Source organism: Caulobacter sp. Root1455, from assembly GCF_001426905.1.
Lineage (GTDB): Bacteria > Pseudomonadota > Alphaproteobacteria > Caulobacterales > Caulobacteraceae > Caulobacter.
In genome coordinates this window covers 21,888-33,061 of record NZ_LMFQ01000007.1, presented here as the reverse complement: position 1 = coordinate 33,061, position 11,174 = coordinate 21,888, and the positions used below count along the sequence as shown (strand labels likewise).

At 69.9% G+C, this 11,174-nt stretch carries 9 protein-coding genes and 1 other RNA gene; all 10 read left to right on the top strand.

Translation table 11 applies throughout. The annotated features are described in order from the left end of the window. The first annotated feature begins 7 nt into the window (after window positions 1-7). The 10 genes from rnpB (at window position 8) to ftsW (ending at window position 11,147) form a co-directional block, all read left to right on the top strand. Window positions 8-405, top strand: an RNA gene (gene rnpB / locus ASD21_RS05870) — RNase P RNA component class A. Between the two features lie 313 nt (window positions 406-718). Further along, window positions 719-1,186: a division/cell wall cluster transcriptional repressor MraZ gene (locus tag ASD21_RS05565; RefSeq protein WP_056437963.1), complete on the top strand. Its 468-nt coding sequence runs from the start codon at window positions 719-721 to the stop codon at window positions 1,184-1,186. Further along, entirely contained in the window at window positions 1,183-2,163 is a 981-nt protein-coding gene (gene rsmH, locus ASD21_RS05560) for a 16S rRNA (cytosine(1402)-N(4))-methyltransferase RsmH (protein WP_056437960.1), read from the top strand. The genes ASD21_RS05565 and rsmH overlap by 4 nt, the downstream gene beginning before the upstream one ends. Beyond that, window positions 2,160-2,621, top strand: coding sequence for a cell division protein FtsL (gene ftsL, locus ASD21_RS05555; RefSeq protein WP_056437957.1), 462 nt, complete (start codon window positions 2,160-2,162; stop codon window positions 2,619-2,621). The genes rsmH and ftsL overlap by 4 nt, the downstream gene beginning before the upstream one ends. After that, entirely contained in the window at window positions 2,618-4,372 is a 1,755-nt protein-coding gene (locus tag ASD21_RS05550; protein ID WP_056437955.1) for a peptidoglycan D,D-transpeptidase FtsI family protein, read from the top strand. Before ftsL ends, ASD21_RS05550 begins: the two co-directional genes overlap by 4 nt. After that, window positions 4,369-5,826, top strand: coding sequence for a UDP-N-acetylmuramoyl-L-alanyl-D-glutamate--2,6-diaminopimelate ligase (locus tag ASD21_RS05545; protein WP_056437952.1), 1,458 nt, complete (start codon window positions 4,369-4,371; stop codon window positions 5,824-5,826). Before ASD21_RS05550 ends, ASD21_RS05545 begins: the two co-directional genes overlap by 4 nt. Further along, window positions 5,819-7,222, top strand: coding sequence for a UDP-N-acetylmuramoyl-tripeptide--D-alanyl-D-alanine ligase (locus ASD21_RS05540; protein WP_056437951.1), 1,404 nt, complete (start codon window positions 5,819-5,821; stop codon window positions 7,220-7,222). Before ASD21_RS05545 ends, ASD21_RS05540 begins: the two co-directional genes overlap by 8 nt. Beyond that, a complete protein-coding gene (gene mraY, locus ASD21_RS05535) occupies window positions 7,222-8,337 on the top strand; it encodes a phospho-N-acetylmuramoyl-pentapeptide-transferase (protein WP_056437948.1) in 1,116 nt (371 codons plus the stop codon). The genes ASD21_RS05540 and mraY overlap by 1 nt, the downstream gene beginning before the upstream one ends. A 13-nt stretch (window positions 8,338-8,350) precedes the next feature. Beyond that, entirely contained in the window at window positions 8,351-9,766 is a 1,416-nt protein-coding gene (murD, locus tag ASD21_RS05530) for a UDP-N-acetylmuramoyl-L-alanine--D-glutamate ligase (RefSeq protein WP_056437945.1), read from the top strand. 208 nt (window positions 9,767-9,974) lie between these two features. Further along, a complete protein-coding gene (ftsW, locus tag ASD21_RS05525) occupies window positions 9,975-11,147 on the top strand; it encodes a putative lipid II flippase FtsW (RefSeq protein ID WP_056437943.1) in 1,173 nt (390 codons plus the stop codon). Window positions 11,148-11,174 lie beyond the last annotated feature (27 nt).

The window sequence follows — 11,174 nt, the reverse complement described above, 5'->3', positions numbered from 1 at the left end:
CCCCGGACCAGATGGTCGGGCGGCCGCGGCATCTTCGGATGTCGAGGAAAGTCCGGGCTCCACGGTGACAAGGCGGCGGGTAACGCCCGCCGGGAGCGATCCCAGGGATAGCGCCACAGAAAGCAAACCTCCTCCCTCCGGGGCGGGAAGGGTGAAAGGGTGGGGTAAGAGCCCACCGCGGACCTGGCAACAGGGACGGCATGGCAAGCCCCGCCTGGAGCAAGACCGAATAGGGACCCCGCGCCGGCCTCGCGTCGGATAGGCCGTCACTGGCTGAGAGGGTCCGGGTAGGTCGCGAGAACCGTCCAGCGATGGGCGGTCCAGAGGAATGGCCGTCTCGCGGTCGTCTTTCTTTCGGGAGGGGCGGGCGTCAGACAGAACCCGGCTTACAGACCATCTGGTCCATTCGCCCCGCATCGGGGCCACGAAAAAGTGGGTTTCAGCCCCACTTCTCCCCAAGACGTCGACAGCGCGGCCGTGGGTTCCCTTATCCGCAAGGGACTCGCGCAGAGTCTAGCGCGCCGCAAGTCTTAACAAGTTCCATGTATGTTCTGTGGATAGATTCTAGCGCTCTGTGAAAGAGCGCCGCGACACCTTTGTTTTGACGGCTAAACGGCCGTTGGTGTCATTGTGTCCCAATCAATCCCATGTTAACCCACTTCTGCCGGAGCGATCGTGGCAGGGCGTCCGGCGGCGGGCTTAAACAGGGGTAGGCGAGGTGTTTCTCTCGACGTTCGAGAAGCAGCTGGACAGCAAGCGGCGCATCGTCGTGCCGCAGGACTTCCGCGCCGCGCTCTCGGGTCCGTTCGACGGGATCTTCTGCTTCCCCTCCATCGAGGCCGACTGCCTGGAAGCCGGCGGAAAAAGCCTGTTCGACCGTTACCAGGGCGTGATCGACGAGCTGCCGTTCGGCGATCCCCTGCGCTCGGCCCTGGAGACTAGCGTGCTGGGCGGCATGGCGCGGCTGTCGTTCGACACCGCCGGCCGCATCACGCTTCCCGACACCCTGTGCGAGATGTTCGGCCTGACCGACTGGGTCGCCGTGGTCGGCCTGGGCGAGCGGTTCCAGATCTGGTCGCGCGAGGCCTTCCAGGCCCACCGCGCCGCCCAGCGCGAACTGGCCCGCGACGGCCTGGCCGCCATGCGCGCCCAGCAGCGCACCGCCCGGATCGGGGGCGCGGCATGAGCGACCAGGAAACCGTCCGGGAGCCCGGCGCGCCGCACGTCTCGGTGCTGCTCGACGAGGTGGTCGGCGCTTTGGCCTCGGGGCCCGGCGACGTGGTCGTCGACGGCACCTTCGGGGCCGGCGGCTACACCCGCGCCATCCTGGCGACGGGGGCCTCGGTCATCGCCTTTGACCGCGATCCCAGCGTCGCTCGCTTCGCCGCCGAGTTCGCCGCGACGGCCAATTCTTCCGCGACGGATAGTCGCTTTCGGTTGATTCAGGACCGCTTTTCGCAAATCACCGAGTATCTGGAGGATGCGTCGGTCGACGGCGTCACCCTGGATCTTGGCGTTTCCTCCATGCAGCTCGACGAGGCTGAGCGCGGTTTCTCTTTCATGCGCGACGGTCCTCTGGACATGCGCATGGGCGCCGACGGCCCCACCGCCGCCGATCTGGTCAACGAGCTGGATCAGGTCGAGCTGGCCCGCATCCTCTACGTCTATGGCGAGGAGCACGCCTCGCGCCGCATCGCCAGCTTCATCGTCAAGCGTCGGGGTGAGCGTCCGTTCACCCGCACCCTGGACCTGGCCCACGTGATCGAGCGCGCCCTGGGCGGTCGCAAGGGCGCCAAGGTCCACCCCGCCACCCGCTCGTTCCAAGGCCTGCGGATCGCCGTCAACGCCGAGCTGGAAGAGCTGGAGGCCGGCCTCGTGGCCGCCGAGCGCGTGCTGAAGCCCGGCGGCCGCCTGGCGGTGGTCACCTTCCACTCGCTGGAAGACCGGATCGTCAAGAATTTCCTGGCCGAACGCGCGGGCCGCACGCCCGGCGGATCGCGCCACGCGCCGCCGGTCGAAGCCGGCGCCCCGCCCAGCTTCCAGCTGATCTCGTCCAAGGCCATCGCGCCGGGCGAGGCCGAGCTGGCGGTCAATCCGCGCGCCCGGTCGTCCAAGCTGCGCGCCGCCGTGCGCACCCAAGCTCCCGTCTGGAGCGCCGCATGAGCCTGTCGAGCATCTTCGACCGCCGCGTGCGGGGCTTCCGGGTCGTCGAGCTGGTCTGCCTGACCATCCTGCTGATCCTGGTCCTGGGCGTCTACATGGCCAAGACCTTCGCCGGCCGCGAGCGGGCCCAGATCGCCTCGGTCGAGGAGCAGATCGTCCAGGAGAAGGCCCGCGTCCGCCTGCTCAAGGCCGAGGTCGCCTACCTGGAGCAGCCGCGCCGCATCGAGCAACTGGCTCAGCAGCTGCAGCTGGCGCCGATCAGCCCCGAACACGAGACGACCGAGGACGCCCTGATCGACGTGGCGCGCCACGCGCCCGCCGCCCACGCCCCGGCCTCGCCGACGGCGGCGGCGAACAACGAGGCGGCCTCGGCGGAGGCGCCCGAGGCGACGCCGGACGACTATCCGCCGCCCCAGCCTGCGACCGGCCAGGCGCCCTCTGGGGAGGCTCCGCGATGAGCCTGGCCAACCTCGCTCCCGGCGGCGCGCCCGCGGCCTGGCGCTGGCTGATCGAACGGGTCTGGCGGCTGGAGCACGCCTTCGAGCGCTCGCGCGCCGCCGCCCGGCCGCAGGACGACACCCGCATCCGCATCTTCTTCGTCATGGCCATCTTCGGCCTGGCCTTCACCGTGCTGGCCCTGGGCGCGACCTGGGCGGCGGTGTTCTCCAAGGTGGGCGGCAACGGCTATCTGGCCTCCACCGACGGGGCGCGGGGCGACCTGGTCGACCGCAACGGCCAGCTGCTGGCCGTCGACCTGACCCACTACGCCCTCTACATCAATCCCAAGGACGTCTGGGACGCCAAGGCCACGCGCCGGGCCCTGGGCAAGGCCCTGCCGGCGGTTCCGGCCAAGCGCCTGGACCAGGCTGTGCTCTCCGACCGCCGCAGCTTCGTGGTCGGCGGCATGACCCCGGCCGAGAAGGACGCGATCTTCGACCTGGGCCTGCCCGGCGTCGAGTTCGAGGAACAGGCCGCCCGGGTCTATCCGCTGGGCTCCAGCGCCGCCCACTTCATCGGCTTCGTCGACAAGGGCGGCAAGGGCCTGTCCGGCGTCGAGAAGGCTCTGGACAAGTCGGTGCGCGAGGCCGCCGCCAAGGGACCGGACGGCGCGATCCCGCTGTCGATCGACCTGCGCGTCCAGGCCGCCCTGGAGGACGAGGTCCGCAAGGCCGCGATCGAGTTCCAGGCCAAGGGCGCCGTCGGCATCGTGACCAACGTCCATACCGGGGAGATCCTCGGCATGACCAGCTTCCCGGACTACGACCCCAACCGGCTGGACCAGGCGTCCGCCGAGCAGATGACCAATCACGCAGCCGCCTCGGTCTATGAGATGGGCTCGACCTTCAAGGCCTTCACCGTGGCCATCGGCCTGGACACCGGCGCGGCGACCACGGCCTCGACCTTCGACGCCCGCGAGCCCTTCAAGCTGGGCTACCGGACGATCCACGACTTCCACGCCGCGCGGAAGATCCTGACCCTGGTCGAGGTGTTCCAGCACTCGTCCAACATCGGCACCGCCATGCTGGCCGAGCGCATCGGCGGCGAGCGCCTGAGCCGCTATTTCACGGCCCTGGGCCTGACCAAGCCGGCCAAGGTCGAGCTGCTGGAGTCGGCCCGCCCGCTGACCCCGAAGAAGTGGGACGACGACGCGGTGGCCTCGACCTCGTTCGGCCACGGCATCAACGTCTCGCCCCTCGCCCTGGCCCAGGCGATGGGCGCGGTGCTGAACGGCGGCACGCTGCAGCCGCTGACCATCCACAAGCTGGCCCAGGGCGTGCGTCCGGAAGCCCCGCGCGCCGTCTCGGAAGAGACCTCCCAGCAGATGCTGCGGATCATGCGCGCCAACGTCACCGGCGGCAGCGGCAAGTCGGCCAACATTCCAGGCCTGTCGGTCGGCGGCAAAACCGGCACCGGCGAGAAGTACGACCCGGCGATCCGGGGTTATAACCACCAGCGCCAGGTCTCGTCGTTCGCCGCGGTGTTCCCGACCGAGGGGCCGGTCGAGGCCGACCGCTACTTCGTGCTGGTGCTGCTGGACGAGCCCAAGGGCAACGCCAGGACCGCCGGCTTCTCGACCGGCGGCTGGGTGGCCGCGCCGGCCGCCGGCCGTGTTATCGACCGCATCGCTCCGTTCCTCGGCGTCCGCCGGCAGAGCGACATCTTCACCGTGGCCCAGTCGCCGCAAGCCGCTTCGGAGGCGGGACTTTGAGCAAGACCCTTTCGCAGATTCTGAACCGGCCGTGCGAGGTCGATCCCGTGATCACCGGGGTCACCGCCGACAGCCGCAAGGTGCGTGAAGGATTCCTGTTCGCGGCCCTGCCGGGCAGCAAGGCCGACGGTCGCAGCTTCATCCCCGGCGCGATCGCCTCCGGCGCGGCGGCCGTGCTGGCCCCGGACGACGTCGAGGGCCTGTCGGTTCCCGTCGTCCACGCCGGCGACCTGCGCCGCGCCTACGCCCTGGCGGCCGCCCAGTTCTGGGCCGAGCAGCCGGCGACCTGCGTGGCGGTGACCGGCACCAACGGCAAGACCTCGGTCGCCGGCTTCTGCCGCCAGATCTATGCCCGGCTCGGCCATAAGGCGGCGAGCATGGGCACCCTGGGCGTCGTGGTCAGCGCACCGGGCGCGCCGGACCAGCAACTGACCCCGCCGGGCCTGACCACGCCGGACGCGGCCGACGTCGCGGAAATGATGGCCAAGCTGGCGGCCATGGGCGTCACTCATCTGGCGGTCGAGGCCTCGTCGCACGGCATCGACCAGCGCCGCCTGGACGGCGTGCGCCTGGCCGCCGCCGGCTTCACCAACTTCACCCAGGACCACCTGGACTATCACGGCACCATGGGCTGCTACCGGGCGGCCAAGCTGCGGCTGTTCGAGACCCTGCTGCCGCGCGCCCGCACCGCCGTTCTGAACGCCGACAGCGACGCCTTCCCGGCCTTCGCCTCGGCCGCCGTCACCTCGGGCCAGACCGTCCTGTCGGTCGGTCATGAAGGGCAGGGGCTGACGCTGGTCTCGCGCACCCCCGTGCCGCAAGGCCAGCGCCTGAAGATCGCCGCCCAGGGCCGCGAGTTCGACGTGCTGCTGCCGCTGGCCGGCGACTTCCAGGCCTCCAACGTCCTGGTCGCCGCGGGCCTGGTCCTGGCCACCGGCGAGGACCTCGACGCGACCATCGCCGCCCTGGCCACCCTCGAAGGCGCGGCCGGCCGGCTGCAGCGGGTCGGAACCGGCGCGCGCGGCGGCGAGGCCTATGTCGACTACGCCCACACCCCCGATGGGCTTGAGACGGTGCTGGCCGCCCTGCGTCCCCACACCCGCGGCAAGCTGATCGTGGTGTTCGGGGCCGGCGGCGACCGCGACCGCGGCAAACGACCCTTGATGGGCGAGATCGCCGCCCGTCTGGCCGACGTGGCCATCGTCACCGACGACAATCCCCGCTCCGAGGAGCCCGCCTCGATCCGCGCCGCCATCCTGGCCGCCGCGCCGGGCGCGAAGGAATATGGCGACCGTCGCGAAGCCATCCGGGCCGGCGCGTCGCTGCTGGCCGACGGCGACGTGCTGGTGGTGGCCGGCAAGGGCCACGAGCAGGGCCAGTTGGTGGCCGGCGTGAACCATCCGTTCGACGACGTGACCGAAACCGCCAAGGCGCTGGAGGCCGTCCATGCCTGACGCCGCCAAGATCGTTCCCCTGTGGACCGCCCACGAGATCGCCGCCGCGACCCAGGGCCGGGTGCTGGCCGACTTCGAAGCCACCGGCGTGTCGATCGACAGCCGCAGCATCGAGCCGGGCGACCTGTTCGTGGCCCTGTCGGGCGCGCGCGACGGCCATGAGTTCGTGGTCCAGACCGCCGACAAGGGCGCGGCCGGGGCGCTGGTCTCCAAGCCCGTCGCCATTCCCGCGGTGCTGGTCGAGGACACCTTCCGGGGCCTGGAGCGCCTGGGCGTCGCCGCCCGCGAGCGCGCGCCCCAGGCCCGGCGCGGCGCGGTCACCGGCTCGGTCGGCAAGACCAGCGTCACCCGCGCCGTCGAGGCCGGCCTGCGCCGGGCGGGCAAGGCCCACGCCTCGGTCAAGTCGTACAACAACCACATCGGCGTGCCGCTGACCCTGGCGCGCATGCCGCGCGACACCCAGCGGGCGGTGTTCGAGGTCGGCATGAACCACGCCGACGAGATCACGCCGCTGTCGGACTTCATCCGGCCCCATGCGGTCGCCATCACCACCGTGGGCCCGGTCCACCTGGAGAACTTCGCCGACGGCGAGGAGGGCGTCGCCCGCGCCAAGGCCGAGATCTTCGCCGGCATGGAGCCCAACGGCGTCGCCGTGCTGAACGCCGACAATCCCTGGTTCCCGCTGCTGAAGGCCGAGGCCGAGAAGGCCGGCGCCCAGGTCTGGAGCTTCGGCGCGGGCGAGGGCGTCACCGCCCAGCTGACCGGCTTCGCCGCCGGCCCGAACGGCGCGACCATCACCGCCGTCGTGCGCGGCGAGACCCTCAGCTTCCCTATCCTGCAGACCGGCGTCCACTGGGGCCTCAATAGCCTATGCGTGCTGCTGATGCTCGAGGCCCTGGACGTCGACCGCGAGACCGCCCTGGCGGCCCTGGCCGAGTTCGAGCCGATCGAGGGCCGCGGCGCCGAGCGTCTGGTCCACCTGCCCGGCGGGACCTTCACCTTGGTCGACGAGAGCTACAACGCCAATCCCGTCTCGATGCAGGCCGCCCTGGCCACCCTGGGCGCCCGCAAGGTGGCCGGCCGCCGGATCGTGGTTCTGACCGACATGCTGGAGCTGGGCCCGCAGAGCGCCCGCTTCCATGGCGACCTGGCCGCGCCGATCGCCGCCGCCGACATCGATCTGGTGTTCTGCGGCGGACCGTTAATGAAATCTTTATGGGAAGCGCTTCCGCCGACTCGGCGAGGCGGGTACGCCCAGAGCGCCGCCGAACTCGCGCCCCAGGTCGTTTCGGCGATGCGGGCGGGGGACGTGGTGATGGTGAAGGGATCGAATGGGTCGAAGGCCGGGGCCGTGGCCGCCGCCTTGGGCGCGCTCGACCTCCAGGGACAGGGCTGATGCTGTATTTCCTCTATAATTGGCTCTCGCAGGGCGGGCACGAGCACGTTCCGGTCCTCAACCTGCTGAAATACCTGACCTTCCGAACCGGCATGTCGATGCTGACGGCCTATGTCGTGGCCGTGGCCATGGGCTCGCGCTTCATCCGCTGGATGAAGGCCAAGCAGGGCAAGGGCCAGCCGATCCGCACCGACGGCATCGCCCGCCACGTCACCGAGAAGGCCGGTACGCCCACCATGGGCGGCTTCATGATCCTGGCCGGCCTGTTCGTCGGCTCGCTGCTGTTCGCCGACCTGCGCAACGTCCACGTCTGGGTGGTGCTGGGCATCACCGCCGCCTTCGGCGTGCTGGGCTTCATGGACGACTACGCCAAGGTCACCAAGCAGACGACCGCCGGGCTCTCCAGCGGCCAGAAGCTGATCGCCCAGTTCATCATCTCGATCCTGGCCGCCGTGGCGCTGATCCTGTTCGCGCCCAAGTCCCAGATGACCCCGGGCCTGGAGACCTCGCTGGTCTTCCCGATCCTGAAGAACCTGGTGATCAACATGGGCTGGTTCTACGTGGCCTTCGCCGCGGTCACGATCGCCGGCTTCTCCAACGCCGTGAACTTGACCGACGGCCTGGACGGCCTGGCCATCGTGCCGGTGATGTTCGCCGCCTCGACCTTCGGCCTGATCGCCTACCTGGTGGGCAACTACAAGTTCGCCGGCTATCTGAACCTGCACTTCGTGCCCAGCGTCGGCGAGCTGGCCGTGGTCTGCGGCGCGATCATCGGCGGGGGCATGGGCTTCCTCTGGTACAACGCCCCGCCGGCCAAGATCTTCATGGGCGACACCGGTTCGCTGGCTCTCGGCGGGGCCCTGGGCTCGATCGCGGTCTGCGCCAAGCACGAGCTGGTCCTGGGCATCGTCGGCGGCCTGTTCGTCGCCGAGGCGCTGAGCGTGATGATCCAGGTCGCCTACTTCAAGAAGACCAAGAAGCGCATCTTCCTGATGGCGCCGATCCACCACCATTTCGAGAAGCTCGGCTGGGCCGAGAGCACCGTCGTGGTCCGCTTCTGGATCGTGGCGATGATGCTCAGCTTCGTCGGCCTCGCCACCCTGAAGCTGAGATAGGAGAGGGCGCGCCATGATCCCGGTCCGCGGTTTCGAGGGCAAGACCGTCGCCGTGTTCGGCCTGGGCCGGACGGGGCTGACGGCCGCGCGCGCGCTGATCGCCGGCGGGGCCAAGGTGGCGCTGTGGGACGAGAAGCCCGAGAGCCGCCAGGCCGCCGTGGCCGAGGGCCTGAACGTCGTCGACCTGACCACCGCCGACTGGAGCCAGTTCGCCGCCCTGATGCTGTCGCCGGGCGTGCCGCTGACCCATCCCAAGCCGCACTGGACGGTCGGCAAGGCCAAGGCCGCCGGGGTCGAGATCCTGGGCGACATCGAGCTGTTCGCCCGCACGGTCAACGCCGCGCCCGAGCACAAGAAGCCCAAGATCGTCGCCATCACCGGCACCAACGGCAAGTCGACCACCACCGCCCTGATCGGCCACCTGTGCCGCCAGGCCGGGCGCGACACCCGGGTGGGCGGCAATATCGGCGAGGGCGTGCTGGGCCTGGAGGACATGCACGGCGGCGCGGTCTTCGTGCTGGAGCTGTCGTCCTACCAGCTGGACCTGACCTCCAGCCTCAAGCCCGACGCCGTGGTGCTGCTGAACATTTCGCCCGACCACCTGGACCGCCACGGCGGCATGGACGGCTATATCGCCGCCAAGCGCCGGATCTTCCTGAACCAGGGCAAGGGCGACACGGCGATCATCGGCGTCGACGATCCCTGGTGCCAGCAGATCTGCACCGAGATCACCGCCGCCAACCGCCGGACCATCTGGCCGATCAGCGCCGGCAAGGCCATGGGCCGCGGCGTCTACGCCCTGCAGGGCGTGCTGTACGACGCCACCGGCGAGCGGGTCACCGAGATGGCCGATCTTCTTCGCGCCAGAAGCCTGCCGGGCCGCCACAACTGGCAGAACGCCGCGGCCGCCTACGCCGCCGCCCGCGCCCTGGGCATCCCGCCGCACCAGGCCGTCGACGGCCTGATGAGCTTCCCGGGCCTGGCCCATCGGATGGAGACGGTCGGCAAGATCGGCAAGGTCCGCTTCGTCAACGACAGCAAGGCCACCAACGCCGACGCCGCTCGCCAGGCGATGTCCAGCTATCCCAAGTTCTACTGGATCGCCGGCGGCGTGGCCAAGGCCGGCGGCATCGACGATCTGGTCGACCTGTTCCCGCGCGTCGCCACCGCCTATCTGGTCGGCCAGGCGGCCGAGGACTTCGGCAAGACCCTGGAGGGCAAGGCCCCGGTGCGCCAGTGCGGCGACATCGAGACCGCCGTGGCCGCCGCCTACGCCGACGCGGCCGCCAGCGGCGAGGAGGCCATCGTCCTGCTCTCGCCCGCCTGCGCCTCGTTCGACCAGTTCGCCGACTTCGAGCAGCGGGGCGAGGCGTTCCGCGCGGCGGTGAATGGGCTGGGCAAGGCTCCGGCTTCGGCGAAAAGGGCCTAGTTTTCGGCGGCTGACACTTGTCCCCTACGGGTCGCTGCGCGACCGTCTTCCCCCAGAGGGGGAAGAGGTTCACGAGCGCGGCTCCTCCGCCCCCATGGGGACGGACGGCGGCGTAGCCGCCAGGTGGGGCAAGTTTGAGTCCATTCGCCACACGGCTTCCAAGCTCAACAACAACACTCGCTTAACCCTAAACTCCGACCCTCCGGCCATGACGTTCCAGACCACCCACGCCTTCGCCCGCACCGACCGTTCGCGGCTCGGCGTCTGGTGGTGGACGACCGATCGCTGGCTGCTGGGCGCCACCGCGATCCTGGTCACCGTGGGCGTGCTGCTGTCGTTCGCCTCCAGCCCGGCCGCGGCCGCGCGGATCGGCCTGGACGACCAGTTCCACTTCGCCGTGCGCCAGTGCGTGTTCGGCCTGGGCGCGGCCTTCATCGTGCTGTCGGTGTCGATGCTCAGCCCCAAGGGCATCCGGCGCTCGGCCTTCTTCATCTACCTCCTGGCGATCGGGGTGATGGCGGCCCTGCCGTTCATCGGCCACAGCGCCAAGGGCGCGGCCCGCTGGCTGCTGATCGGCGGCTTCACGTTCCAGCCGTCGGAATTCATGAAGCCGGCCCTGATCGTGCTGGTCTCCTGGATGTTCGCCGAGGGCCAGAAGGGCGAGGGGGTGCCGGGCGTCTCGATCGCCTTCTTCCTGTATTTCGTCGCCGTGGCCCTGCTGCTGATCCAGCCCGACGTCGGCCAGACCGTGCTGATCACCATCGCTTTCGGGGCCGCCTTCTGGATGGCCGGGGTGCCGATCTCGTGGATCATGGGCCTGGGCGCCGTGGCGGTCGGCGGGCTGATGTCGACCTATTTCCTGTTCGACCACGTCCATGCCCGGGTGCAGAAGTTCCTCAGCCCCGACCAGGCCGACACCCACCAGATCACCCGCGCCGCCGAGGCCATCCATGCCGGCGGCCTGTTCGGGCGCGGCCCGGGCGAGGGCGTCATGAAGCGTCACGTGCCCGACCTGCACACCGACTTCATCTATTCGGTCGCCGCCGAGGAATACGGCCTGGTGTTCTCCCTGGCCCTGATCACCCTGTTCGCCTTCATCGTGGTGCGCGGGCTCTACAAGGCGATGAAGCTTTCCGACACCTTCGAGCAGGTGGCCGCCTCGGGTCTGTTCGTGCTGGTGGGCCAGCAGGCGTTCATCAACGTGGCGGTGAACCTCAACATGATCCCGACCAAGGGCATGACCTTGCCCTTCATCTCGTATGGCGGCTCGTCGATGCTGGCCATGGGCCTGACCCTGGGCATGGCCCTGGCGTTGACGCGCAAGCGTCCGGGGGCCTATGGCGGAGCGGGAGAGTTCGATCAGGCTGGGGGCCTGGACTGAGCGCTCTCAAGGAGGCCCGTCTTGTCG

What these genes read in the sequence shown, in the direction of transcription:
- rsmH (WP_056437960.1), top strand. Translation starts at nt 1,183, where the DNA reads ATGAGCGACCAGGAAACCGTCCGGGAGCCCGGCGCGCCGCACGTCTCG.
- ftsL (WP_056437957.1), top strand. Translation starts at nt 2,160, where the DNA reads ATGAGCCTGTCGAGCATCTTCGACCGCCGCGTGCGGGGCTTCCGGGTC.
- ASD21_RS05550 (WP_056437955.1), top strand. Translation starts at nt 2,618, where the DNA reads ATGAGCCTGGCCAACCTCGCTCCCGGCGGCGCGCCCGCGGCCTGGCGC.
- ASD21_RS05540 (WP_056437951.1), top strand. Translation starts at nt 5,819, where the DNA reads ATGCCTGACGCCGCCAAGATCGTTCCCCTGTGGACCGCCCACGAGATC.
- mraY (WP_056437948.1), top strand. Translation starts at nt 7,222, where the DNA reads ATGCTGTATTTCCTCTATAATTGGCTCTCGCAGGGCGGGCACGAGCAC.
- murD (WP_056437945.1), top strand. Translation starts at nt 8,351, where the DNA reads ATGATCCCGGTCCGCGGTTTCGAGGGCAAGACCGTCGCCGTGTTCGGC.
- ftsW (WP_056437943.1), top strand. Translation starts at nt 9,975, where the DNA reads ATGACGTTCCAGACCACCCACGCCTTCGCCCGCACCGACCGTTCGCGG.